At 67.6% G+C, this 23238-nt stretch carries 26 protein-coding genes; 20 read left to right on the top strand and 6 right to left on the bottom strand.

Features of this window, described 5'->3' with window-relative positions; genetic code table 11:
- The 4 genes from H3O04_RS07385 to H3O04_RS07400 all read left to right on the top strand — a co-directional run.
- On the top strand, nucleotides 1-1013 hold a 1013-nt coding region (locus H3O04_RS07385; RefSeq protein ID WP_202587428.1), incomplete at its 5' end, for a LacI family DNA-binding transcriptional regulator.
- Nucleotides 1010-2290, top strand: a complete 1281-nt coding sequence (locus H3O04_RS07390) for an AGE family epimerase/isomerase (protein WP_202587429.1) — start codon at nucleotides 1010-1012, stop codon at nucleotides 2288-2290. The genes H3O04_RS07385 and H3O04_RS07390, both read left to right, overlap by 4 nt.
- Nucleotides 2287-3195 carry a carbohydrate kinase family protein gene (locus tag H3O04_RS07395; RefSeq protein ID WP_202587430.1) on the top strand — a complete coding sequence of 303 codons (909 nt, stop codon included), beginning with the start codon at nucleotides 2287-2289 and terminating at the stop codon, nucleotides 3193-3195. Before H3O04_RS07390 ends, H3O04_RS07395 begins: the two co-directional genes overlap by 4 nt.
- A gap of 123 nt (nucleotides 3196-3318) precedes the next feature.
- The gene (locus H3O04_RS07400) at nucleotides 3319-3540 is read left to right on the top strand and encodes a hypothetical protein (RefSeq protein ID WP_006484657.1); all 222 of its coding nucleotides are present in this window, start codon (nucleotides 3319-3321) and stop codon (nucleotides 3538-3540) included.
- Nucleotides 3541-3589: 49 nt separating this feature from the next.
- Here the strand turns inward: H3O04_RS07400 and H3O04_RS07405 are convergent, their stop codons facing one another.
- Nucleotides 3590-3784, bottom strand: a complete 195-nt coding sequence (locus H3O04_RS07405) for a DUF2905 domain-containing protein (protein WP_011546377.1) — start codon at nucleotides 3782-3784, stop codon at nucleotides 3590-3592.
- 32 nt (nucleotides 3785-3816) lie between these two features.
- The gene (locus H3O04_RS07410) at nucleotides 3817-5007 is read right to left on the bottom strand and encodes a class I SAM-dependent methyltransferase (RefSeq protein WP_202587431.1); all 1191 of its coding nucleotides are present in this window, start codon (nucleotides 5005-5007) and stop codon (nucleotides 3817-3819) included.
- Between the two features lie 13 nt (nucleotides 5008-5020).
- Between H3O04_RS07410 and H3O04_RS07415 the strand changes: the two genes are divergently transcribed.
- The 9 genes from H3O04_RS07415 (at nucleotide 5021) to H3O04_RS07455 (ending at nucleotide 12161) form a co-directional block, all read left to right on the top strand.
- On the top strand, nucleotides 5021-5758 hold the full coding sequence (locus tag H3O04_RS07415; RefSeq protein WP_202587432.1) for an SDR family oxidoreductase: 738 nt from the start codon (nucleotides 5021-5023) through the stop codon (nucleotides 5756-5758).
- Between the two features lie 75 nt (nucleotides 5759-5833).
- Entirely contained in the window at nucleotides 5834-6238 is a 405-nt protein-coding gene (locus H3O04_RS07420; protein ID WP_011546380.1) for a dihydroneopterin aldolase, read from the top strand.
- On the top strand, nucleotides 6235-7230 hold the full coding sequence (gene ttcA / locus H3O04_RS07425) for a tRNA 2-thiocytidine(32) synthetase TtcA (RefSeq protein WP_011694429.1): 996 nt from the start codon (nucleotides 6235-6237) through the stop codon (nucleotides 7228-7230). Before H3O04_RS07420 ends, ttcA begins: the two co-directional genes overlap by 4 nt.
- A gap of 134 nt (nucleotides 7231-7364) precedes the next feature.
- Complete coding sequence (gene glmU, locus H3O04_RS07430) at nucleotides 7365-8726, top strand: bifunctional UDP-N-acetylglucosamine diphosphorylase/glucosamine-1-phosphate N-acetyltransferase GlmU (protein WP_006477599.1); 1362 nt, start codon at nucleotides 7365-7367, stop codon at nucleotides 8724-8726.
- A gap of 54 nt (nucleotides 8727-8780) precedes the next feature.
- Nucleotides 8781-10598 carry a glutamine--fructose-6-phosphate transaminase (isomerizing) gene (glmS, locus tag H3O04_RS07435; RefSeq protein ID WP_202587433.1) on the top strand — a complete coding sequence of 606 codons (1818 nt, stop codon included), beginning with the start codon at nucleotides 8781-8783 and terminating at the stop codon, nucleotides 10596-10598.
- Nucleotides 10599-10728: 130 nt separating this feature from the next.
- On the top strand, nucleotides 10729-11094 hold the full coding sequence (locus H3O04_RS07440) for a type II toxin-antitoxin system RelE/ParE family toxin (protein ID WP_202587434.1): 366 nt from the start codon (nucleotides 10729-10731) through the stop codon (nucleotides 11092-11094).
- On the top strand, nucleotides 11087-11407 hold the full coding sequence (locus tag H3O04_RS07445; protein ID WP_006477596.1) for a helix-turn-helix domain-containing protein: 321 nt from the start codon (nucleotides 11087-11089) through the stop codon (nucleotides 11405-11407). Before H3O04_RS07440 ends, H3O04_RS07445 begins: the two co-directional genes overlap by 8 nt.
- Nucleotides 11408-11475: 68 nt before the next feature.
- Nucleotides 11476-11943: a hypothetical protein gene (locus H3O04_RS07450; protein WP_012329368.1), complete on the top strand. Its 468-nt coding sequence runs from the start codon at nucleotides 11476-11478 to the stop codon at nucleotides 11941-11943.
- A complete protein-coding gene (locus H3O04_RS07455) occupies nucleotides 11943-12161 on the top strand; it encodes a hypothetical protein (RefSeq protein ID WP_006477594.1) in 219 nt (72 codons plus the stop codon). Before H3O04_RS07450 ends, H3O04_RS07455 begins: the two co-directional genes overlap by 1 nt.
- Before the next feature lie 89 nt (nucleotides 12162-12250).
- Here the strand turns inward: H3O04_RS07455 and H3O04_RS07460 are convergent, their stop codons facing one another.
- Together H3O04_RS07460 and H3O04_RS07465 are read right to left on the bottom strand one after the other, a co-directional pair.
- Nucleotides 12251-13087 (bottom strand): FTR1 family iron permease, encoded by an 837-nt coding sequence (locus H3O04_RS07460; protein WP_069233252.1) that lies wholly within the window; start codon nucleotides 13085-13087, stop codon nucleotides 12251-12253.
- Between the two features lie 12 nt (nucleotides 13088-13099).
- Nucleotides 13100-13432 carry a cupredoxin domain-containing protein gene (locus H3O04_RS07465; protein ID WP_006488047.1) on the bottom strand — a complete coding sequence of 111 codons (333 nt, stop codon included), beginning with the start codon at nucleotides 13430-13432 and terminating at the stop codon, nucleotides 13100-13102.
- A gap of 340 nt (nucleotides 13433-13772) precedes the next feature.
- On the opposite strand from H3O04_RS07465, the gene H3O04_RS07470 reads away from it, so the two are divergent.
- Nucleotides 13773-13973 (top strand): heavy-metal-associated domain-containing protein, encoded by a 201-nt coding sequence (locus tag H3O04_RS07470; protein ID WP_074802089.1) that lies wholly within the window; start codon nucleotides 13773-13775, stop codon nucleotides 13971-13973.
- Between the two features lie 65 nt (nucleotides 13974-14038).
- Here H3O04_RS07470 and H3O04_RS07475 read toward each other — a convergent pair whose 3' ends face one another.
- Nucleotides 14039-15529, bottom strand: coding sequence for an aldehyde dehydrogenase (locus H3O04_RS07475; protein ID WP_011546389.1), 1491 nt, complete (start codon nucleotides 15527-15529; stop codon nucleotides 14039-14041).
- Between the two features lie 88 nt (nucleotides 15530-15617).
- Complete coding sequence (locus tag H3O04_RS07480; protein WP_011546390.1) at nucleotides 15618-16169, bottom strand: cupin domain-containing protein; 552 nt, start codon at nucleotides 16167-16169, stop codon at nucleotides 15618-15620.
- Nucleotides 16170-16624: 455 nt separating this feature from the next.
- Between H3O04_RS07480 and H3O04_RS36035 the strand changes: the two genes are divergently transcribed.
- From H3O04_RS36035 to H3O04_RS07505, 6 genes are all read left to right on the top strand, one after another.
- Nucleotides 16625-16807, top strand: coding sequence for a hypothetical protein (locus tag H3O04_RS36035; protein WP_006488040.1), 183 nt, complete (start codon nucleotides 16625-16627; stop codon nucleotides 16805-16807).
- A gap of 281 nt (nucleotides 16808-17088) precedes the next feature.
- Nucleotides 17089-17874, top strand: coding sequence for a gamma-glutamyl-gamma-aminobutyrate hydrolase family protein (locus tag H3O04_RS07485; RefSeq protein WP_202587435.1), 786 nt, complete (start codon nucleotides 17089-17091; stop codon nucleotides 17872-17874).
- A gap of 28 nt (nucleotides 17875-17902) precedes the next feature.
- Complete coding sequence (locus H3O04_RS07490) at nucleotides 17903-19240, top strand: glutamine synthetase family protein (RefSeq protein ID WP_012329373.1); 1338 nt, start codon at nucleotides 17903-17905, stop codon at nucleotides 19238-19240.
- 34 nt (nucleotides 19241-19274) lie between these two features.
- Nucleotides 19275-20717, top strand: coding sequence for an aspartate aminotransferase family protein (locus tag H3O04_RS07495; protein ID WP_054928129.1), 1443 nt, complete (start codon nucleotides 19275-19277; stop codon nucleotides 20715-20717).
- A 62-nt stretch (nucleotides 20718-20779) separates the two neighbouring features.
- The gene (locus tag H3O04_RS07500) at nucleotides 20780-21895 is read left to right on the top strand and encodes a polyamine ABC transporter substrate-binding protein (RefSeq protein ID WP_011546394.1); all 1116 of its coding nucleotides are present in this window, start codon (nucleotides 20780-20782) and stop codon (nucleotides 21893-21895) included.
- A gap of 188 nt (nucleotides 21896-22083) precedes the next feature.
- Nucleotides 22084-23238: an ABC transporter ATP-binding protein gene (locus tag H3O04_RS07505; RefSeq protein WP_011546395.1), complete on the top strand. Its 1155-nt coding sequence runs from the start codon at nucleotides 22084-22086 to the stop codon at nucleotides 23236-23238.

Raw genomic sequence — 23238 nt, forward strand, 5'->3', positions numbered from 1 at the left:
CGACCATTCGCGATGTGGCGCGGGCGGCAGAGGTCTCGATCGGCACCGTCTCCCGCGCGCTGAAAAACCAGCCCGGCCTGTCCGAAGCCACGCGTGCGCGCATCGTCGGGATCGCCCAGCAGCTCGGCTACGATCCCGCCCAGCTGCGGCCGCGCATCCGCCGGCTCACCTTCCTGCTGCACCGCCAGCACAACCGCTTTCCCGCGAGCCCGTTCTTCTCGCACGTGCTGCACGGCGTGGAGGACGCGTGCCGCGAACGCGGCATCGTGCCGACGCTGCTCACGGTCGGCCCGAACGACGACGTGCTGCGCCAGATGCGCCCGCACGCGCCCGACGCGATCGCGGTCGCCGGCTTCATCGAGCCCGAGACGATCGAGGCGCTCGCCGCCACCGGCCGGCCGCTCGTGCTGATCGACCTGTGGGCGCCCGGGCTGCGCTCGGTCAACATCGACAACGCGACGGGCGCGGCGCTCGCGATGCGCCACCTGCTCGCCACCGGCCGCTCGCGGATCGCCTTCATCGGCGGCTCGGCCGCGCACTACAGCATCGCGCAGCGCGCGATCGGCTACCGGCGCGCGTTCTTCGAAGCCGGGCGGCTGTTCGATCCCGCGTACGAAGTGACGATCGACGCGGGGCTCGACCCGGACACGGGCGCGGCGCGTGCGATGGAGCAACTGCTCGACGCGCCCGGCCCGCGGCCCGAAGCCGTGTTCGCATACAACGACGCGGCCGCGCTGGCCGCGCAGCGCGTGTGCATCGCGCGCGGCCTGCGGATTGCGGACGACATCGCGATCGTCGGCTTCGACGACATCCCGGCCGCCGCGCACGCGAACCCGCCGCTCACGACGCTCGCGGTCGACAAGGAAGCGCTCGGCCGCCGCGGCGTCGAGCTGCTGCTCGCCGACGCGCCCGAGCGCACCGAGATTTCCCTGCCCGTCGAGCTGATCGTGCGGGCCAGCAGCCAGCCCGCCGGCTCCCCGGCACTCGATACCGTAACGGCCACCGAATCATGAACATGCCCCCGGTCCAACCCTGCACGGCCGCGCCGGCCGCCCACACGCCCGCCGTACCGTTCGTCGCGAGCTTCCGCGATCCGTCGTTCCTGCTGTCGCACATCGAAGACACGCTGCGCTTCTACGCGACCAACGCATTCGACCCGACCGGCGGCTTCTACCATTACTTCCGCGACGACGGCAGCATCTACAACCGCACGTCGCGCCACCTCGTCAGCACCTGCCGGTTCGTCTTCAACTACGCGATGGCGTACCGCCACTTCGGCGATCCGCGCCACCTGGACTACGCGCGCCACGGGCTGCGCTTCCTGCGCGACGCGCACTGGGACGAAGCGCTGCAGGGCTACGACTGGGAACTCGACTGGCGCGACGGCGGCAAGCGCGCGACGCTCGACGGCACGCGCCACTGCTACGGGCTCGCGTTCGTGCTGCTCGCGGCCGCGCACGCGACGATGGCCGGCATCGACGAAGCGCGCCCGCTGATCGCGGCCACCTACGAGCTCGCCGAGCATCGCTTCTGGGATGCGGCCGCGGGCCTCTACGCGGACGACGCGACGCCGAACTGGATCGTGTCTTCGTATCGCGGCCAGAACGCGAACATGCACATGACGGAAGCGCTGCTCGCCGCCTACGAGGCGACCGGCCACCTCACGTATCTCGATCGCGCGGAAAAGCTCGCCTCGCACATCACGCAGCGCCAGGCCGCGCTGTCGGGCGGCCTCGTGTGGGAGCACTACCATGCGGACTGGTCGGTCGACTGGGACTACAACAAGGAAGACAGCTCGAACATCTTCCGGCCGTGGGGCTTCCAGCCCGGGCACCAGACCGAATGGGCGAAGCTGCTGCTGATCCTCGAGCGGCACCGCCCGCTCGACTGGCTCGCGCCGCGCGCGGCCGAGCTGTTCGACGCGGCGCTCACGCACGCGTGGGACGCCGATCACGGCGGCCTCTGCTACGGCTTCGGCCCCGACTTCACGATCTGCGACCACAACAAGTATTTCTGGGTGCAGGCGGAAACCTTCGCGGCGGCCGCGATGCTCGGCGCGCGCACCGGCAGCGAACGCTTCTGGGACTGGTACGACGAGATCTGGCGCTACAGCTGGGCGCATTTCGTCGATCACCGCTACGGCGCGTGGTACCGGATCCTCACCTGCGACAACCGCAAGTACAGCGACGAGAAGAGCCCGGCCGGCAAGACCGACTATCACACGATGGGCGCCTGCTACGACGTGCTCGCGACCCTCGCGCGCGCGCAACGCAGCGAGCCGACGCAATGAGCGGCGGCACGTTTCCGGCTTTCGTGTCGGCGGGCGACATCCTGACCGACATGGTGCGCGCGGGCGACGCACAGTGGACGTCGGTGCCGGGCGGCGCCGGCTGGAACGTCGCGCGCGCGGTCGCGCGGCTCGGCGTGCCGAGCGCGCTCGCCGGCTCGATCGGCGAAGACTGCTTCTCCGACGTGCTGTGGCACACGAGCGAAGCGGCCGGCCTCGACCTGCGCTTCCTGCAACGGGTCGCGCGGCCGCCGCTGCTCGCGATCGTCCACGAGACGCGCCCGCCCGCGTACTTCTTCATCGGCGAAGCGAGCGCGGATCTCGCGTTCGACCCGGCGCGGCTGCCGGCCGGCTGGACCGAGCACGTGCAATGGGCGCATTTCGGCTGCATCAGTCTCGTGCGCGAACCGCTCGCGGGCACGCTGGCCGCGCTCGCGGCCGACCTGCACGCGCGCGGCGTGAAGATCAGCTTCGATCCGAACGTGCGGAACCTGATGACGGCCGCGTACCGGCCGACGCTGGAGAAGATGGCCGCCCTCGCCGACCTGATCAAGGTGTCCGACGAAGACCTGCGCCATCTGTTCGGCGACGACGGACCCGACGCGATCGCGGCGGTGCGCGCGCTGAACCCGCGGGCGGCCGTACTCGTCACGCGCGGCGCGCAAGCCGCGACGCTCTACGCCGACGGCGACGTGCACGAAGCCAGCCCGCCGCGCGTGGAGGTGGCCGACACCGTCGGCGCGGGCGACGCGTCGATCGGCGGCCTGCTGTTCAGCCTGATGGCCGCGCCGCAGCGCGGCTGGCGCGAGCATCTCGCGTTCGCGGTGACGGCCGGCGCCGCCGCGTGCCGGCACACGGGCGCGCACGCGCCGACGCTCGACGAGGTCGTCGCGCTGCTCGAAGGATGAAGGGACGTTGAAGGAACGACGCCGGCAGTACGGTGGCCGATCGCCGATCGGTCACCGATAAGCGGCGCTGTACATGTTGCGCCGCAGTGCTACGATGAAGTGTCCTTTTCGCGGGAGAGCACGATGGACACGAACACGTTCACCAAAGGCATCTATACGGCCAAGGCGCATACGCACCGCGCGGACAACGGCGAGTTTCAGGGCTACGTGATCCTCGCGCGGGACGACGGCGACGAGACGGAGAACATGCGCTACGACGTTCACACGACGAGTTCGAGCGAGGAAGAAGCGTTCGAGGAGGCGAAGGCGCTTGCGCACCGGATCCTCGGCGAAATCGAGCTGTAACGCGCGAACTGTCATGCGCGCGCCGCGGCCCGGCCGCGCCGTCTTCGGCTCAGAGCAGCCGCGCCACCATCGAGACCAGCATCGTCAGCACCAGCGTCGACATGAACGGGAACGGGTAGCGCCGCCCGCCGAGCGTCAGCGTGACGTCGCCCGGCATCCGCCCGATGCCGAGCTTGCCGAGCCACGGCCAGCAGCGCGTCAGGATCATCACCGCGATGAACGTCGTCAATAGCCAGCGGAGCATGTGCGTTCCATATGAAAACAGGCCCTGGCCCGTCAGAGCGCGTGCGAGCGGTCGCCGCGCGCGAACGCGTCGAGCGTGCCGTCGATCCCGCGCGAAAACGCGATCACCTTGAACAGCTCGCCCATCTCGGCTTCCGAGATCAGCTTCTGCACCGCGTTCGCGGCCGGCAGGAACGCGCGGACGTCGGACGGATCGATCGCGGCCAGCGCGTCGGTGATGCCCGCGTTCAACAGGAAGCGCGCCTGCGACGTGTAGCCGAGCAAGTCGACGCCGGTGGCGACCGCCGCCTCGTAGATGCCGGTGAATTCGACGTGCGCGGTGAGGTCCTGCAGGCCCGGGTAGACGAACGGATCGTCGTGCGCGTGGTGACGGTAGTGGCACATCAGCGTGCCGCGGTCGCGCTGCGGATGGTAGTACTCGTGCGCGGGAAACCCGTAGTCGATGAGCAGCACCGCGCCGCGGCCGAGCATCGTGCAGACGGTGCGCGTGAACGCGAGCGCGGCCTCGTGCGTTTCGGTCAGGTAGCCGTCGCCGACGTCCAGCGCCGCGAGCACCGCCGGCAGGCCGGCCGCGCCGATCGGCCGGTCGTCGAACACGAACGCGTGCCGCGCGTCGAGCGCGACGCCGCGCTCGCGCCACGCGCCATCCGCCTTCGCGAAGAGGCGCACCGGCATCGCATCGAGCACTTCGTTGCCGACCACGACGCCGTCGAACCGCTCGGGCAGCGCGTCGAGCCAGCGCACCTTCGCGGCCAGCGCTGGCACCGCGGCTTCGATCGTGTCGCGCTGCCGTTCGCGCAGTTCGCCGGACAGGTCGACGATCAGGTATTCGTCGAGTTCGGCGCCGAGCGCGTCGAGCGCCGCGAGCAGCCCGGCCGCGAGCTTGCCGGTGCCGGCGCCGAATTCCATCACGCGGCGCGTGCCGCTCGCCGCGAGCGCCTCGGCCACCGGTTGCGCGAGCGTCTGCGCGAACAGCGGCGACAGCTCGGGCGCGGTGACGAAGTCGCTGCCGTCGTCGGCGCGGCGGCCGAACTTGCGCGCGCCGCCGCTGTAATAGCCGAGGCCCGGCGCATACAGCGCGCGTTCCATGAAGCGGTCGAACGACAGCCAGCCGCCGGCCGCCGCGATCTCGTCGCGCAGTTGCGCGGCGAGGGTTTCGGACTGCGCGAGCGCGTCAGGGCCGGGAGCAGGTAAACTAGCGGGTTCGTGAGCTTTCGGGTTCATCCCGGCATTGTAAATGACCGTTTCAGCCGATACCCCACGCGTGGTGCTCGTCACGGGCGCCCTGGGCAGCGCGGCCGACGCCGCGTCGATCGGCCGTGCGCTCGCGACGGGCTTCGCCCGCCGCGGCTGGGACGTCGCGCTGCAGCGCAGCCATGGCGCGCCGCGCGCGGCCGCCGACGCGCTCGTCGCCGAAGTCGCGGCGCTGGGCCGCCGCGCGGCCGTGCTCGACGCCGATCCGGCCCTGGAAGCCGATGCCGCGGCCCTCGTCGCCGCGTGCGGCGAAGCGCTCGGCCGGCCCGCGTGCGCGGTGTTCGTCAGCGCCAGCGCCGGCGCCGACGACGCGCACACGGTGGACGGCGCGTCGCTCGCCGCCGCGCTCGCCCGCAACGTGACGGCGCCGCTCGCGCTGGCCCGCGCGCTCGCCGATGCGACGCCCGACGCCGCACGCGACGACGAAACGCTGCGCGCGTGCGCGATCCACGTGCTGGATCAGGCCCTGTTTCACCCGGCACCGGCGCAGCTGTCGCACGCGCTGATGCAGGCCGCGTTGAACCGCGCGACGTCCGCGCTCGCGCTGGCGCTCGCACCGAAGGTGCGGGTCGCGGCGCTCGTGCGCGGCCACGCGCCGCACGCGGACGACATCGCGGCGGCCGCCTGCTATCTCGCGAGCGCGCCCGGCGTGACGGGCGCGACGCTGACCGTCGACGGCGGCGAGCACCTGGTGCCGCCCGCCGCCGGCCCGAATGAATGAACCGCGCGGGCGCGGCCTGAGCGCCGCCGCCCGCGCCGCTTTGCGTGCGCGCACGCCAATTTGACTGGGACGACCATGTTTTCCGCTCTCCTGCACCCCCGCCTCGCGGATTGCCGCAGGCTCTACCTGCGCGACTACGAGGTGCACATCAACATCGGGGCCTTCGAACACGAGAAGCGCGGCGAGCAACGCGTCGTCATCAACATCGACCTGTTCGTGCCGCTCGCGCTGTCCACCCCCGTCGACGACCGGCTGCATGAAGTCGTCGACTACGACCTGATGAAGCAGAGCGTCGCGCAGAGCCTGGCGCGCGGCCACATCCACCTGCAGGAAACGCTGTGCGATTCGATCGCCGCGCACCTGCTGGCGCACGACACCGTGCGCGCGGTACGTGTCCGTACCGAGAAACCGGACGCCTATCCGGACTGCGACGCCGTCGGCGTCGAAGTCTTTCGCATCAAGGACGAGGAGCGCCAATGAACGCCCCCCACATGAACGACACGGCGGCCGACGCTGCCACGCTGGACGACGCCGCCGCGCCGGCCGGCCGCCCCGCGCTGACACGCCGCGAGCAGAAGGAAGCGTACGAGAACAACAAGCTGTTCAAGCGGATCGTGCGCCAGGTCGGCCAGGCGATCGGCGACTACAACATGATCGAGCAGGGCGACAAGGTGATGGTGTGCCTGTCGGGCGGCAAGGACAGTTACGCGATGCTCGACGTGCTGCTGCGCCTGCGCGAGCGCGCGCCGATCGACTTCGACATCGTCGCGGTGAACCTCGACCAGAAGCAGCCGGGCTTCCCCGAGCACGTGCTGCCCGAATACCTGAAGCAGGTCGGCGTGCCGTTCCACATCGAGAACCAGGACACCTACAGCATCGTCAAGCGGCTCGTGCCGGAAGGCAAGACGACCTGCTCGCTGTGCTCGCGGCTGCGCCGCGGCATCCTGTACCGCGTGGCCGGCGAGCTCGGCGCGACCAAGATCGCGCTCGGCCATCACCGCGACGACATCGTGCAGACGCTGCTGCTGAACATGTTCTACGGCGGCAAGCTGAAGGGAATGCCGCCGAAGCTGCAGTCGGACGACGGCAAGAACATCGTGATCCGCCCGCTCGCGTACGTGAAGGAAACCGATCTCGAGAAATACGCGGAGCTGCGCGAATTCCCGATCATCCCGTGCAACCTGTGCGGCAGCCAGCCGAACCTGAAGCGCGCGGAAATGAAGGCGCTGATCCGCGAATGGGACAAACGCTTCCCGGGCCGCGTCGACAACATGTTCAACGCGCTCGCGAAGGTCGTGCCGTCGCACCTGATGGACACGACGCTGTACCCGTTCCAGTCGCTGCGCGCGACGGGTGAAGCCGATCCGCAAGGCGACATCGCGTTCGACGAGGAACCGTGCGCATCGGGTGACGACGCGGCGGCGCCGGGCGCCGCCCAACCGATCTCGATCGTCCAGTTCGACGACCTGTAAGCAGGGCCGGAACACCCGCCGAAACCGGGGCCGGCGGCCTCGTTTCGGCGTTGTCGCCCCGCTGCGACAGGCCCGGAGCGACAAGGGCCGCATGCTAAAATGGACGGCTTCGAACTCTGACCCACGCGCGCGCCATGAATATCGTGATTTTGGCGGCAGGCACCGGCAAGCGCATGCGTTCCGCGCTGCCGAAAGTGCTTCACCCGCTGGCCGGCAGGCCGCTCCTCTCCCACGTCATCGACACCGCGCGCACGCTGCAGCCGTCCCGGCTCGTCGTCGTCGTCGGCCACGGCGCCGAGCAGGTTCAGGCTGCGGTCGCCGCACCCGACGTCCAGTTCGCGGTGCAGGCAGAACAGCTCGGCACCGGCCACGCGGTGCGCCAGGCGCTGCCGCTCCTCGATCCCGCCCAGCCGACGCTCGTGCTGTACGGCGACGTGCCGCTCACCCGTGCGTCGACGCTGCAGCGTCTCGTCGATGCCGCGCGCGACGGCCGCTACGGCATCCTCACCGTCACGCTCGACGACCCGACCGGCTACGGCCGCATCGTGCGCGACGCGTCCGGCTTCGTCACGCGCATCGTCGAGCAGAAGGATGCGTCGCCGGAAGAGCTGAAGATCGCCGAGATCAACACCGGCATCATCGTCACGCCGACGGCGCAGCTGTCGATGTGGCTCGGCGCGCTGAAGAACGAAAACGCGCAGGGCGAGTACTACCTGACCGACGTCGTCGAACTCGCGATCGAGGCCGGCTTCGAGGTCGTCACGTCGCAGCCCGACGACGAATGGGAAACGCTCGGCGTGAACAGCAAGGCGCAGCTCGCGGAGCTCGAGCGCATTCACCAGCGCAACGTCGCCGACGCGCTGCTCGTCGACGGCGTCACGCTCGCCGATCCGGCGCGCGTCGACGTGCGCGGCACGCTGCGCTGCGGCCGCGACGTGTCGATCGACGTGAACTGCGTGTTCGAAGGCAACGTGACGCTCGCCGACAACGTGACGATCGGCGCGAACTGCGTGATCCGCAACGCGTCGGTCGGCGCGGGCACGCGCATCGACGCGTTCACGCACATCGACGGCGCCGAACTCGGCGCGCACACCGTGATCGGCCCGTACGCGCGGCTGCGCCCCGGCGCGCAGCTCGCGGACGAAGCGCACGTCGGCAACTTCGTCGAGGTGAAGAACGCGGTGATCGGCCACGGCTCGAAAGCGAACCACCTCACGTACATCGGCGACGCCGACATCGGCGCGCGCGTGAACATCGGCGCGGGCACGATCACCTGCAACTACGACGGCGCGAACAAGTTCCGCACCGTGATCGAGGACGACGTGTTCGTCGGCTCCGACACGCAGCTCGTCGCGCCCGTGCGCGTCGGCCGCGGCGTGACGATCGCCGCCGGCACGACGATCTGGAAGGACGTCGCCGAAGGCGTCCTCGCGTTGAACGAGAAGACGCAGACCGCGAAGAGCGGCTACGTCCGCCCGGTCAAGAAGAAGAGCTGAACCTTTTGCGGGCGCCCACGCGGCGCCCGCTTCGACTGACAGGATTGACCATTCATGTGCGGCATTGTCGGCGCAGTTGCGCAGCGTAATATCGTTCCGGTGCTGATCGAAGGATTGCGGCGCCTCGAATACCGTGGCTACGACTCGTGCGGCGTCGCCGTGCTCGAGCCGGGCGCACCGAAGCGCGCGCGCAGCGTCGCGCGCGTCGCCGATCTCGACACGCAGGTGCGCGACACGCACCTCGAAGGCACGACGGGCGTCGCGCACACGCGCTGGGCCACCCACGGCGCGCCCGTCACGCACAACGCGCACCCGATCTTCTCGTCGAACGCGCTCGCGCTCGTGCACAACGGCATCATCGAGAACTTCGAGCCGCTGCGCGACGCGCTGCGCGCGAAGGGCTACGAATTCGTGTCGCAGACCGACACCGAAGTGATCGCGCACCTCGTGCACAGCCTGTACCGCGGCAACCTGTTCGACGCGGTGCGCGAAGCCGTGCAGCAGTTGCACGGCGCGTATGCGATCGCGGTAATCCACAAGGACCAGCCGCACACCGTCGTCGGCGCGCGCCAGGGTTCGCCGCTCGTCGTCGGTCACGGCGACGGCGAGAACTTCCTCGCGTCCGATGCGCTCGCGCTCGCGGGCAGCACCGACCGCTTCACGTTCCTCGAGGAAGGCGACGTGTGCGAGCTGTCGCTCGACGGCGTGACGATCGTCGATCGCCACGGCGCCACCGTGCAGCGCGAAATCCGCGTGGTCAGCGCATACGGCGGCGCGGTCGAGCTCGGCCCCTATCGCCACTTCATGCAGAAGGAAATCTTCGAGCAGCCGCGCGCGATCGGCGACACGGTGCCGCAGACGGAAGCCTTCGACGCGACGCTGTTCGGCGACGCCGCGCCCGCCGCGTTCGCGAACATCGACAGCCTGCTGATCCTCGCGTGCGGCACGAGCTACTACTCGGGCCTCACCGCGAAGTACTGGCTCGAATCGATCGCGAAGATCCCGACCCAGGTCGAGATCGCCAGCGAATACCGCTATCGCGAGTCGGTGCCGAACCCGCGCCAGCTCGTGCTGGTGATCTCGCAGTCGGGCGAGACGGCCGATACGCTGGCCGCGCTCAAGCATGCGCAGTCGCTCGGCCACACGCACACGCTCGCGGTCTGCAACGTCGCGACGAGCGCGATGGTGCGCCTGACCGAAATGCAGTTCCTGACGCACGCGGGCACCGAGATCGGCGTCGCATCGACGAAGGCGTTCACGACCCAGCTCGTCGCGCTGTTCGTGCTGGCCGCGACGCTCGGCAAGCTGCGCGGGCACGTCGATGCCGCGCAGGAAGCGCAGTTCCTGAAGGAGCTGCGCCACCTGCCGGCCGCGCTGAACAGCGTGCTCGCGCTCGAGCCGCAGATCATCGCGTGGTCGGAGGAATTCGCGCGCAAGGAAAACGCGCTGTTCCTCGGCCGCGGGCTGCATTACCCGATCGCGCTCGAAGGCGCGTTGAAGCTGAAGGAAATCTCGTACATCCACGCCGAGGCCTATCCGGCCGGCGAACTGAAGCACGGGCCGCTCGCGCTCGTCACGGAAGCGATGCCGGTCGTCACGGTCGCGCCGAACGACACGCTGCTCGAAAAGCTGAAGTCGAACATGCAGGAAGTGCGTGCGCGCGGCGGCGAGCTGTACGTGTTCGCCGATGCCGACACGCAGATCGTCAACGACGACGGCCTGCACGTGATCCGGATGCCGGAGCACTACGGGCAACTGTCGCCGATCCTGCACGTCGTGCCGCTGCAGCTGCTCGCGTATCACACCGCGTGTGCGCGCGGCACCGACGTCGACAAGCCGCGCAACCTCGCGAAATCGGTGACGGTGGAGTAATACGCGGCGACGGGAGGGCCCCTCGCCGGGCCCTCCTGACCGCTTGCGGATGTGAGGCAGTCCGTTTGGCCAGGTAGAAATATGTACCACGTAGTGGTATATAACCCTGTGCTAACTCGACCGGCTCGACATGTCTGCTTCCGTACGACGCGTCTTCAAGACGAAGTGGTTTCACAAGGCAGCCGGGAAAGCGGGAATCGCCGATGGCGAGCTCTGCCGCGCGGTGCGGGAACTGGTCCGCGGCCAGGGCGTCGATCTCGGCGGCAACGTCTGGAAAAAGCGCCTCGACGGCAATCGGCAGCGCGGGATCGTGCTGGGCAAGGTCGGGCACACGTGGGTGTTCGTGTTCCTGTTCGCGAAATGCGACCGCGACGACATCGACGCATGCGAACTGCGCGCGTTCAGAAAGCTCGCCGCGGACGTAGGTCGACACACCGACGGCGACATCGCGACGCTGGTCGCACTGAAAGAGCTTGTGGAGATTTGCAATGGCTAAGAGTCGATTCAAGAGCGATGCGACGGAGGCGATCCACAGCGCCGCGTCCGGCCTGTATCGTGCGCAACTGATCGACAAGAAGACGATGCGGGAATACGACGATCTCTGCATCGAAGCCGCGCCGCAGTTCGATCCGGAAGCGATCGCCCGCATCCGCAAGTCGGTCAACGTCAGCCAGAGCGTGTTCGCGCTCTACCTGAACACGACGACGTCGACGATCCGCCAATGGGAACAGGGCGACAAGCGGCCGAGCGGCATCGCCGCGCGCATGCTCCAGATCGTCGAGAAACACGGGCTCGAGGTGTTCTCCTGAGCCGGCTTCCCCGAATGCCCCTGCACGGCCCCGACCGGACGCGCCGCAACGAATATGACGGAGAGACAATGGTAAGACTGTTTGGATGCGGATTGCTGGCGCTGACGTTCGCGTCGACGGGCTGGGCCGCCGAGCACTATGTCGAGGTCTGGAACCCGCCCGAGGCAAGGCAGCCGGCAGCGCGTACGCCGGATGCCCGTACGCCGACTGCCCATCCGGGCGCCGACGCGCGCACCGGCAAGAGCGCGGAGAAGCACGCGAGCGCCACGCCGAAAGCCGCCGCGAAACCGCCCAAGCGCCGCGTCGCGCAGGCCGTGAAAGCGGGCTCGCACCGCCCGGCCGCCACCGCGACCGAAACCCGTGCCGCCCCGCGCCCCGTCGCGCAACCCGCGCCCGGGCGTCTCACGGTGATGCAGCCGGCCGCACCGGACGCGACGCGCGCGCTCACCTTCTCCGACATCCCGCGTCAATACACGCCGGACGGCAACGTGCTGCAGGTCGGCACGCACGGCCGCTCCGCGGAGGTGACTCGATAATGGAAGCGCAGACCTACCACGGCTACCAGATCTGGGGCCACGCGATCCTGCAGCAGGACGAGATCATGCAGCCCGAGCGCTTCGCGGCGAGCGGCACGATCACGCAGAACAACCGGCTCGTCGAGGCGTCGGGCGTGCTCGGCGTGTTCGACACCGAAGACGACGCGCGCGATGCCGGGCTCGAATGGGCACGCGCGTGGATCGACAACCACAGCTGACCGAGCGCAGGCGCGTCGCGCACCGCAAATGAAAGAAGGGGCGTCCATGACGCCCCTTCTTTCATTCGAACCCGGAAACCCGGCAACACTCACGCAGCGGCGTGCGGCGGCCTCACCGTCTGCTGCGGCCGGCCGACGAGCCGTGTCAGCACGACGATCGCCACGAGCGTCGCGACGTACGCGGCGATCTGGATGCCCGCCGGCCGCGCGGTATAGCCGATCAGCGTATGCAGCGCCTTGCCGACGATGCTCGATTCCTTGAGCAGCCACGACGTGTCCCAGACCGCATCGCCCCACGACGGCACGAGGCCGGCCGCCAGCAGGAAGCCGACGCACTGGCTCGCCATGCCCGCGGCGAGCAGCACGATCAGCGCGTTGGTGACGGAGAACAGGCGCTTCAACGGAATCTGCAGCAGGCCCGCATACATCGCGTAGCCGAGCCCCGCCCCGCCGAGCACGCCGAGCAGCCCGCCGACGATCATCTGCGGCGTCTGGCCCGGATCGCCCGCCGCGATCCCGTACAGGAACAGCACGGCCTCGGAGCCCTCGCGCAATACCGCGACGCCGACCACGATCGCGAGCCCGGTCAGCGGCCGGCTGCCGGCGGCGACCGCCCGGCCGACCTCGCCCATGTGCAGCGCCATTTCGCGGCCGTGCCGGCTCATCCAGATGCAATGCCACGCGAGCATCAGCGTCGCGACGAACATCACGCCCGCGTTGAAGACTTCCTGGCCCATGCCCGAAGCCCATTGCGAGATCACGTCGGCGAACGCCGCGATCAGGCCGGCGCCGACCACGCCGCCGACCAGCCCGCCGCCCACCCACCAGCCGCGCCGCGGCACGCCCTTCGTGGCGGCCATCACGATCGAGACCACCAGCGCGGCCTCGAGCACTTCACGAAAGACGATCAGGGCGGTAGACAGCATGTCGGTATCGGCTTACTTGACGGTCAGGTGCGTCTTCGACTGCGCTTCGTGATACTCGTCGTGGAACTCGTAGGTCCCCGCCTTCAGCGGCCCGACCAGGATCTCGACCGACTTGCCGGCCGGCACGACCTTCTCGGCCTTGAAGTCGTCGCTTTCGAATTCTGCGGGCGTCGCGTCGAGGTTCTTCACGACGAATTTCACCTTCTTGCCAGCGGGAATCGTCACGCCATCGGGCGAGAACTTGTGGTCCTTCAACGTCAGATTGACGACGTCGTCGGCAGCGAAGGCGGACGTTGCCGAGGCGCCCAGCAGGGCCAGTGCGAAACCGATAGCGAAACGGGTCATGTGCGTAATGATTTGAAATGGTTTGAAATATCGAAGGGAATCGATACTAAGATCGATTCGCATTTTCACCTCGGAGTACCCTTACTCCGCTCAGGGAGATCGTGGGCAGTCGATCCCGCACGCCCGTTGCCACGCAAGGCTCCGCCGGATTTCGCCGATAATGGGCGATCGTCAATCGGGAAAAATTCGGACTGACGCGCGCACGCGAATGGCTATTCGTCAGACCTCAGCATTACAAATGGCTGATGCGATGCACGTCGCCGCATGCAGCGCTTGACCTTCCCACCATGGCAAGCTTCATGCTGAACCTATTCGTCAACCATCAACCCGGGAGAACACGATGGAATTCGAAGTCCAGGACATGACCTGCGGCGGCTGCGCCAACGCCATCACGCGCGCGGTGACGGCCGCCGACCCCGCCGCGAAGCTCGACATCGACGTCGCGGCGAAGATCGTCAAGGTCGACTCGGCGCAAGGCGCCGAGCGCGTGCAGTCGATCATCGAGGCCGCAGGCTTCCATCCCGCGTTGCGCGCCGCGTAACGCGCACCGAAGGCCGCGGGCGCGGCGCCGCACGGCGACGCGCCCGCCCCCGCCCCGGTAGCGCGTCAGCGCAGCCGGATCAGCGTCGACTTCAGTTCGGTGTACTTCTCGAGCGCATGCAGCGACTTGTCGCGGCCGTTGCCCGACTGCTTGTAGCCGCCGAACGGGAAGTTCATGTCGCCGCCCTCGTCATAGCAGTTCACCCACACGGTGCCCGCACGCAGCCGGCGCGACACGTCGTGCGCGGTCGTCAGGTTCGACGTCCACACGGCCGCGGCCAGCCCGTATTCGGTGTCGTTCGCGATCCGCACGGCTTCGTCGACGTCGTCGAACACGATCACCGACAGCACGGGCCCGAAGATTTCCTCGCGCGCGATCTTCGCATCGGGCTTCACCTCGAACACCGTCGGCTCCACGTAGAAGCCGCCCGTTTCCGCGTTCACGCGCGCACCGCCCGTGACGAGCCGGCCTTCGCCGCGCCCCGCTTCGATGTAACCCAGCACGCGCTCGAGCTGGATGCCGTCGACGATCGCGCCCATCGATACCGACGGATCGAGCGGATTGCCCGGCACGTACGCGCGGGCGGCCGCGACGAGCTTCTCGATGAACGCGTCCTTGATGTCGCGATGCACGAGCAGCCGCGAGCCGGCCGTGCACATCTCGCCCATGTTGTAGAAGATCGCGCCGGCCGCCGTCTGCGCCGCGCGGTCGAGATCGGGGCAATCGGGCAGCACGATGTTCGGCGACTTGCCGCCGAGCTCGAGCCACGCGCGCTTCAGGTTCGACTGCGCGGCGTACTGCATGATCAGCTTGCCGACCGCCGTCGAGCCCGTGAACGCGATGCAGTCGACGTCGCGATGCAGCGCGAGCAGCTTGCCCGGTTCGCCCGCGCCCGGCACGACGTTGAATACGCCGGCCGGAATGCCGGCTTCGAACGCGAGCTGCGCGACGCGGATCGCGGTCAGCGGCGATTTCTCCGACGGCTTCAGCACGACGCTGTTGCCGGCCGCGAGCGCGGGGCCGAATTTCCATGCGGCCATCAGGATCGGGAAGTTCCACGGCACGACGGCGGCCACCACGCCGACCGGCTCGCGCGTGACGAGACCGACGAGATGATGATCGGCCGGCGCGACCTCGCCGCCGACCTTGTCGATCGCTTCCGCAAACCATTCGACGCAGTACGCGGCGCCCGGCACGTCGACCGTCGTCGTGTCACCGATCGGCTTGCCCGCGTCGAGCGTCTCGAGCAGCGACAGTTCGTCGAGATGCGCGCGCATCAGCGCGGCCCAGCGCAGCAGCACGGCCTTGCGCTCGCGCGGATTCAAGCCGGCCCACACACCCGCGTCGAACGCGCGGCGGGCAGCCGCGACGGCCGCGTTCACGTCCGCTTCGCCGCAGTCGGCGACCTTCGCCAGCACGCGGCCGTCGATCGGGCTCACGCAGTCGAACGTCTTGCCGCCGTGCGCGTCGCGCGACGCGCCGTCGATGAATGCGCGCCCTTCGATCTCGAGCGACGCCGCCTTGTGTTGCCAGTCAGCCAAAGTCAACTTGTTCATCAGGATGCCTCAATGTTGTGGCATTCGCGATGCGGCACGCCGTGCGCGTGGCACGCTGCCGGCCTGCAGCGAATGCGGTGACGCGCGGTCAGAAGGTCGCCGGCGAATTGGCCGAGACGACCTCGCAGATCAGTTCCGCGCTGGGATTGCGAAAACGATGCGGCAAACGGCTCTCGAAGTAGTAGCCGTCTCCGGGGTCGAGCAGCCACGTCGCACTATCGACTGTCAGCTCGAGCCGGCCCGACACGACGACGCCGCCCTCGTGCCCCGCGTGCACCAGCATCTCGGGCCCCGTGTCGGCCAGCGGCTGGTAGATCTCGCGCAGGATGCACATGTTGCGATCCTTCACGTTCGCACCGACCAGATGAAACGCGAGCGACTCGTTGCCGAGGTTCGGCATCTCGTCGCGACGCGACACGACCGCGCGCGATTCGACGAGCTCGAACGTGAAGAATTCCGCGAGACTCATCGGGATGCATTCCAGCAGCTTCTTCAGCGAGCCGACCGACGGGCTCACGCGGCCCTGTTCGATCAGCGAGATCGTGCCGTTGGTGACGCCGGCGCGCTTCGCGAGTTCGCGCTGCGACAGGCCATGCTTGTTGCGCACGAAACGCAGGCGCTCGGCGACTTCGGTGGACATCGATTCGGTTTCGGACACGATAAGTGCGATGACAAAGTGAAACGACGCGGTGGACTGCCGTTGAATATTCTAATCACTTTATGCCGCACATCAGCGGGGAAAACCCTGAAAGGCGTTCGAAATAATGGACACCGTGTCGATTATTCCTTTTATGAATCTTTTGTTTTCACGCTCGGGAAAGCCCTGATGCAGGACCTTAAAAAAACATTTGACGCCGTTATTGGCTCGTATATGCTGGCTCTCAGGTCAGCGTCATCAGGCTTTCACAGGCATCGAAAAGCGTTATCGCAACGCAACAATTCGGTGCCCCCGAATGTAAATGATGCGGGGCCGGCACCTTGATTATTTTAAACGCCCAGCGCGTCGAAACGATCGGGTGTTCAATACTTTCAACAAACCAGTCGAGTGTAATCGTGAGAGTCCGTGGCCCTCTGGTGAGGTGGGATCGAGGCGATGTGCGAAGTTTGCGCAGCGCCGTTCCCGCTTCCGACGGCAGTTGCGGCTGGCATAGTCCTCGCCTGCTTCACCTGTCGATCTACACCATCCTGTCCCGTCGTTCCGTTCGGCGCCACAACGCCGTTTCCGCACGCGCATTCGTCGCCGTCGATACCGACGAAGTGGCGTCGCTGCTGCCGTAGCGCCTCTCCTTTCTTCACGTCGTTCGTTTTTTCTGTCGATTCGCCAACCGCATCGTCCGTGCGGTGACGGCACGCGTTCGCGCATACGTTGCGCGTCGCGGATCGCGATGAAACGAACGACGGCCTGACCGTCGCGCGCAGCGCGGATCGCCACGCCATCCCGTTGCGCCCATTCACCAGCGGCCGTGCGCCTTGCGCCCGGCTGCGGGGTCGTGTCGCGCCTGCGTTTTGCCGCATCCGGCTCGGTGCACGTCACGTCCCTACGGATTACTGAAGACGTCATGGAAAGGAAACCTCTCGTCGGTATCACCGCCGACCTCACCCAGATCGGCGCACACGCGTCGCATACGGTCGGCGACAAGTACGTCGCCGCGATCGTCGACGGCGCGCATGCGCTCGCGATGGTGCTGCCGGCCCTCGGCGAGCGCCAGTCGAGCGCCGACGTGCTCGACGCGGTCGACGGGCTGCTGTTTACCGGCAGCTACTCGAACGTCGAGCCGCATCTCTATGGCGGCGAACCGAGCGCACCGGGCACGAAGCACGACCCGGCGCGCGACGCGACGGCGCTGCCGCTGCTGCGCGCGGCCATCGTCGCCGGCGTGCCCGTGCTTGCCGTGTGCCGCGGCTTCCAGGAGTTGAACGTCGTCTGCGGCGGCACGCTGCACCAGCGCGTGCATGAAGTGCCCGGCTTCGCCGATCACCGCGAGGACGACGACGCGCCGATGGACACGCAATACGGCCCCGCGCACGTCGTGCGCCTGACGCCCGGCGGCAAGCTGCATGCGCTCGCCGGCGGCCGCGACGAAGTGCACGTGAACTCGCTGCACAAGCAGGGCATCGCGCAGCTCGGCTCCGGCCTCGCCATCGAGGCGGTCGCGCCGGATGGGTTGATCGAGGCCGTGAGCGTCGTCGACGCGCCGGCTTTCGCGCTGGCCGTGCAGTGGCATCCGGAATGGCGGCATGCGCAGGACCCGCTGTCGAGCGCGATCTTCCGCGCGTTCGGCGATGCCTGCCGCGCCCGCCGCGCCGCCCGCACGCGCGCCATGGCCGCCGCCGCGCTCGCCTGAGCGCGCCCACCAGACAACGAGAACAGACATGCAAGACATCGAAGACTTTCTGAAGCAGCACCGGATCACCGAAATCGAAGCGATCATTCCCGACATGGCCGGCATCGCGCGCGGCAAGATCACGCCGCGCAACAAGTTCACGTCCGGCGAATCGATGCGCCTGCCGCAAGCCGTGATGGTGCAGACCGTCACCGGCGACTATCCGGAAGACGGCTCGCTCACCGGCGTGACCGACCCCGACATGGTGTGCGTGCCCGACACGTCGACGATCCGCCTGATCCCGTGGGCCGTGGACCCGACCGCGCAGGTGATCCACGATTGCGTGCACTTCGACGGCTCGCCGGTCGAGATCTCGCCGCGCTACGTGCTGCGCCGCGTGCTCGACCTGTACAAGGCGAAGGGCTGGAAACCGGTCGTGGCGCCGGAGCTCGAGTTCTATCTGGTCGACATGAACAAGGACCCCGACCTGCCGCTGCGCCCGCCGGTCGGTCGCACGGGCCGCCCTGAAACAGGCCGCCAGTCGTATTCGATCGAAGCCGTCAACGAATTCGATCCGCTGTTCGAGGACATCTACGAATACTGCGAAGCGCAGAACCTCGACATCGACACGCTGATCCACGAAGTCGGCGCCGCGCAGATGGAGATCAACTTCATGCACGGCGACGCGCTGTCGCTGGCCGACCAGGTGTTCCTGTTCAAGCGCACGGTGCGCGAGGCCGCGCTGCGTCACAACATGTACGCGACGTTCATGGCCAAGCCGATGGAAGACGAACCGGGCTCGGCGATGCACGTGCACCAGAGCATCGTCGACGAGGAAACGGGCCAGAACCTGTTCACGTCGCCGGAGACCGGCGGCGCGACGTCGATGTTCTACAACTACCTCGCGGGGCTGCAGAAGTACACGCCGGCGCTGATGCCGATCTTCGCGCCGTACATCAATTCGTACCGCCGCCTGTCGCGCTTCATGGCCGCGCCGATCAACGTGCAGTGGGGCTACGACAACCGCACGGTGGGGTTCCGCATTCCGCATTCGGGCCCGGCCGCGCGCCGCATCGAAAACCGCATCCCCGGTGTCGACTGCAATCCGTACCTCGCGCTTGCGGCGACGCTGGCGGCCGGCTATCTCGGCATGACGCAGCGCCTGGAGCCGACCGAGCCGCTGGTGAGCGACGGCTACAGCCTGCCGTACCAGCTGCCGCGCAACCTCGAGGAAGGGCTGACGCTGATGGCCGCGTGCGAGCCGCTCGGCGAGATCCTCGGGCCCAAGTTCCTCAAGGCGTATTTCGCGCTGAAGGAAACCGAATACGAAGCGTTCTTCCGCGTGATCAGCTCGTGGGAACGCCGCCATCTGCTGCTGCACGTGTAAGCGTGCCAACCGCATACGGAATCACGGAGGAAACATGACTTACCGCAACGAATCTGCCTGGGTCCAGCCGGCCGCGCCGAGCGCCGCGGCCGCCGCGCCGCGCGCGACGCAGGCGCGCACGACCGCCGAATACCGCGCGCTCGACGCCGCGCACCACATTCACCCGTTCTCCGACATGGGCGCGCTCAACCGCGCCGGCAGCCGCGTGATCGTGAAGGCCGACGGCGTCTATCTGTGGGACTCGGACGGCAACAAGGTGATCGACGGGATGGCCGGCCTGTGGTGCGTGAACGTCGGCTACGGCCGCAAGGAGCTCGCCGACGCCGCGTATCGCCAGATCCAGGAACTGCCGTTCTACAACACGTTCTTCAAGACCACGCATCCGCCGGTGATCGAGCTTTCCGCGATGCTCGCGGAAGTCACGCCCGCCGGCTTCAACCACTTCTTCTATTGCAACAGCGGCTCGGAAGGCAACGACACCGTGCTGCGTCTCGTGCATCAGTACTGGCGCGTGCAGGGCAAGCCGCAGAAGAAGGTCGTGATCTCGCGCAAGAACGGTTACCACGGTTCGACGATCGCGGGCGGCACGCTCGGCGGGATGGGCTACATGCACGAGCAGATGCCGTCGAAGGTCGAGCACATCGTGCACATCGACCAGCCGTATTTCTTCGGCGAAGCGGCAGCCGGCGAAACGCCTGAAGCGTTCGGCCTCGCACGCGCGCAGCAGCTCGAAGCGAAGATTCTCGAACTCGGCGCGGAGAACGTCGCGGCATTCATCGGCGAGCCGTTCCAGGGCGCGGGCGGCGTGATCTTCCCGCCGTCGACGTACTGGCCGGAGATCCAGCGGATCTGCCGCAAGTACGACATCCTGCTGGTCGCCGACGAAGTGATCGGCGGCTTCGGGCGCACCGGCGAATGGTTCGCGCATCAGCATTTCGGCTTCGAGCCGGACCTGATCACGATGGCGAAGGGCCTGACGTCGGGCTACGTGCCGATGGGTGCGGTCGGCATTCACGAGCGCGTCGCGCGCCCGATCATCGACAACGGCGAATTCAATCACGGCCTCACGTACTCGGGGCACCCGGTGGCGGCGGCCGTCGCGGTCGCGAACCTGAAGCTGCTGCGCGACGAGGGGATCGTCGAGCGGGTGAAGACCGACACCGGCCCGTACTTCCAGGCGCTGATGCGCGAAACCTTCGCGCGTCATCCGATCGTCGGCGAAGTGCACGGCCACGGGATGGTCGCGAGCCTGCAACTGGCCGAAGCGCCGGCCGAACGCCGCCGCTTCGCGAACGGCGGCGACGTCGGCACGATCTGCCGCGACTTCTGCTTCAACGGCAACCTGATCATGCGCGCGACCGGCGACCGGATGCTGCTGTCGCCGCCGCTCGTGATCTCGCGCCAGGAAATCGATGAACTCGTGTCGAAGGCGAAGAAGGCCGTCGATGCCACCGCCCGGCAACTGGGCGTTTCGTAACGGTTTTGCCTACAGGCGTGCGGCGGGCGCCGCACGCCGCCATCACTCAAGGGAATTCCACCATGCGTGCCTGCATTCTTCGCCAAGCCTGTTCCGTCGCCGCCCTCGCCGCCGCGGCCGCGCTCACGTCGGTCGCCAGCCCGTCGGCGCATGCCGACGAGCTGAACGTCTACAACTGGTCCGACTACATCGCGCCGGACACGATCCCGAACTTCCAGAAGCAGACGGGTATTCACGTCAAGTACGACAACTACGACAGCGACGACACGCTCCAGGCGAAGCTGCTCGCCGGCAGTTCGGGCTACGACATCGTCGTGCCGACCTCGAACTACATGGCCAAGCAGATCCAGGCCGGCGTGTACCAGAAGCTCGACAAGTCGAAGATTCCGAACCTCGCGAACCTCGACCCGCTGCTGATGAAGATGATCTCGGATGCCGATCCGGGCAACCAGTACGGCGTGCCCTGGGCGTACGGCACCGACGGCATCGGCTACAACGCGCAGGCGGTGAAGAAGGCGCTCGGCGACAAGGCGCCGGTCGACAGCTGGGCGCTGGTGTTCGACCCGGCCAACATGGAGAAGCTGAAGAGCTGCGGCGTGTCGTTCCTCGACCAGGCCGTCGACGTGTTCGCCGCCACGCTGCAATACATGGGCAAGGACCCGAACAGCAAGAACCCCGGCGACTACCAGGCCGCATTCGAAGTCCTGAAGAAAGTCCGCCCGTACATCACCCAGTTCAACTCGTCCGGCTACATCAACGACCTCGCGAACAACGACGTGTGCGTCGTGCTCGGCTGGTCCGGCGACGTCGGCATCGCGCACCGTCGCTCGGCGGAAGCGAAGCGTTCGTACGACATCAAGTTCTCGAATCCGAAGGAAGGCGGCCTGCTGTGGTTCGACGTGATGGTGATCCCGAAGGATGCGCCGCATCCCGAGAGCGCGCTGAAGTGGATCAACTACATTTCCGATCCGAAGGTCAACGCGGCGATCACCAACACGGTGTTCTACCCGACCGCGAACAAGGCCGCGCATCAATTCGTCACGCCGGCCGTCGCGCAGGACCCGACCGTCTATCCGCCTGAAGACGTGCTGAAGAAGATGGTGCTGATGAAGCCGATGCCGGCCGACATCCTGCGCCTCGAGAACCGTCTGTGGGCCCAGTTGAAGACGGGCCACTGATCGCCATGCATCACGGCGGCGCAGGCATCGCGGTACGCCTGCCCGCCTGAAATTCGCGGACCTCCGTCCGCTCGCGCGCGCCGCGCGCCCTGTTCCATCCGGCACGAGCCGTTGCTCGCGAGTCGCGTTGCGCGCCTCGCGCGGGGACGCTCACGCCTGCAATCCGTGAAGAACGAATGGTGACTCCCATGCAATCGATACCCTCTTCCGCTGCTGCACGCCAGACCCAACCGGCCGCCGCGCCCCGTACGCAAAACGACGCGTTCGTGCGCATCGAAAACGTCGTGAAGAAATTCGGCGACAGCACGGCCGTCGACAACGTGAACCTGACGATCGCGAAGAACGAGCTGTTCGCGCTGCTCGGCAGCTCGGGCTGCGGCAAGTCCACGCTGCTGCGCATGCTCGCCGGGCTGGAAACGGCCACCTCCGGCAAGATCTTCGTCGACGGCGAGGACCTCGCGTCGCTGCCGCCGTACCGCCGCCCGGTCAACATGATGTTCCAGTCGTACGCGCTGTTCCCGCACATGACGGTCGAATCGAACGTCGCGTTCGGCCTGAAACAGGAAGGCACGCCGAAAAACGAGATCAAGGAACGCGTGGCCGACGCGCTCGCGCTCGTGCAGATGAGCAAGTATGCGAAGCGCAAGCCGCACCAGCTGTCCGGCGGCCAGCAGCAGCGCGTCGCGCTGGCCCGCTCGCTGGTGAAGCGCCCGAAGCTGCTGCTGCTCGACGAGCCGATGTCCGCGCTCGACAAGAAGATCCGCCAGAAGACCCAGCTCGAACTCGTGAACATCATCGAGAAGGTCGACGTGACCTGCGTGATGGTCACGCACGACCAGGAAGAGGCGATGACGATGGCGAGCCGCCTCGCGGTGATGAGCGAGGGCAAGATCGTGCAGATCGGCTCGCCCGGCGAAGTCTACGAATACCCGAACAGCCGCTTCTCCGCCGAATTCATCGGCTCGACCAACCTGTTCGAGGGGCGCGTGGTCGAGGACGAGCCCGATCACATCTTCGTCGAAAGCGACGACCTCGAAACGCGCATGTACGTGAGCCACGGCGTGACCGGCCCGCTCGGGATGCCGGTCGGCATCTCGGTGCGCCCGGAGCGCATCCACGTATCGCGCGAGAAGCCGGGCTCGAAGCACAACTGGGCGCGCGGCGTCGTCACCGACATCGCGTACATGGGCAGCTATTCGCTGTACCACGTGCGTCTGCCGAGCGGCAAGACGGTGGTGTCGAACCTGTCGAGCTCGCACCTGATGAACGACGGTGCGCCGGCGTGGAACGACGACGTGTTCGTGTCGTGGTCGCCGGCCAGCGGCGTCGTGCTGACGCAGTGA

The sequence above is a fragment of the Burkholderia sp. KCJ3K979 genome, from assembly GCF_016759955.1.
GTDB classification, from domain to species: Bacteria; Pseudomonadota; Gammaproteobacteria; order Burkholderiales; family Burkholderiaceae; genus Burkholderia; species Burkholderia orbicola.

Coding starts and splice junctions, on each gene's coding strand:
- H3O04_RS07495 (WP_054928129.1), top strand. CDS start 19,275: ATGACTTACCGCAACGAATCTGCCTGGGTCCAGCCGGCCGCGCCGAGC.
- H3O04_RS07395 (WP_202587430.1), top strand. CDS start 2,287: ATGAGCGGCGGCACGTTTCCGGCTTTCGTGTCGGCGGGCGACATCCTG.
- ttcA (WP_011694429.1), top strand. CDS start 6,235: ATGAACGCCCCCCACATGAACGACACGGCGGCCGACGCTGCCACGCTG.
- H3O04_RS07490 (WP_012329373.1), top strand. CDS start 17,903: ATGCAAGACATCGAAGACTTTCTGAAGCAGCACCGGATCACCGAAATC.
- H3O04_RS07445 (WP_006477596.1), top strand. CDS start 11,087: ATGGCTAAGAGTCGATTCAAGAGCGATGCGACGGAGGCGATCCACAGC.
- H3O04_RS07460 (WP_069233252.1), bottom strand. CDS start 13,087: ATGCTGTCTACCGCCCTGATCGTCTTTCGTGAAGTGCTCGAGGCCGCG.
- H3O04_RS07405 (WP_011546377.1), bottom strand. CDS start 3,784: ATGCTCCGCTGGCTATTGACGACGTTCATCGCGGTGATGATCCTGACG.
- H3O04_RS07500 (WP_011546394.1), top strand. CDS start 20,780: ATGCGTGCCTGCATTCTTCGCCAAGCCTGTTCCGTCGCCGCCCTCGCC.
- H3O04_RS07415 (WP_202587432.1), top strand. CDS start 5,021: ATGACCGTTTCAGCCGATACCCCACGCGTGGTGCTCGTCACGGGCGCC.
- H3O04_RS07390 (WP_202587429.1), top strand. CDS start 1,010: ATGAACATGCCCCCGGTCCAACCCTGCACGGCCGCGCCGGCCGCCCAC.
- H3O04_RS07450 (WP_012329368.1), top strand. CDS start 11,476: ATGGTAAGACTGTTTGGATGCGGATTGCTGGCGCTGACGTTCGCGTCG.
- H3O04_RS07480 (WP_011546390.1), bottom strand. CDS start 16,169: ATGTCCACCGAAGTCGCCGAGCGCCTGCGTTTCGTGCGCAACAAGCAT.
- H3O04_RS07420 (WP_011546380.1), top strand. CDS start 5,834: ATGTTTTCCGCTCTCCTGCACCCCCGCCTCGCGGATTGCCGCAGGCTC.
- H3O04_RS07400 (WP_006484657.1), top strand. CDS start 3,319: ATGGACACGAACACGTTCACCAAAGGCATCTATACGGCCAAGGCGCAT.
- H3O04_RS07505 (WP_011546395.1), top strand. CDS start 22,084: ATGCAATCGATACCCTCTTCCGCTGCTGCACGCCAGACCCAACCGGCC.
- glmS (WP_202587433.1), top strand. CDS start 8,781: ATGTGCGGCATTGTCGGCGCAGTTGCGCAGCGTAATATCGTTCCGGTG.
- H3O04_RS07475 (WP_011546389.1), bottom strand. CDS start 15,529: ATGAACAAGTTGACTTTGGCTGACTGGCAACACAAGGCGGCGTCGCTC.
- H3O04_RS07465 (WP_006488047.1), bottom strand. CDS start 13,432: ATGACCCGTTTCGCTATCGGTTTCGCACTGGCCCTGCTGGGCGCCTCG.
- H3O04_RS07455 (WP_006477594.1), top strand. CDS start 11,943: ATGGAAGCGCAGACCTACCACGGCTACCAGATCTGGGGCCACGCGATC.
- H3O04_RS07440 (WP_202587434.1), top strand. CDS start 10,729: ATGTCTGCTTCCGTACGACGCGTCTTCAAGACGAAGTGGTTTCACAAG.
- H3O04_RS07410 (WP_202587431.1), bottom strand. CDS start 5,007: ATGAACCCGAAAGCTCACGAACCCGCTAGTTTACCTGCTCCCGGCCCT.
- H3O04_RS07470 (WP_074802089.1), top strand. CDS start 13,773: ATGGAATTCGAAGTCCAGGACATGACCTGCGGCGGCTGCGCCAACGCC.
- H3O04_RS07485 (WP_202587435.1), top strand. CDS start 17,089: ATGGAAAGGAAACCTCTCGTCGGTATCACCGCCGACCTCACCCAGATC.
- glmU (WP_006477599.1), top strand. CDS start 7,365: ATGAATATCGTGATTTTGGCGGCAGGCACCGGCAAGCGCATGCGTTCC.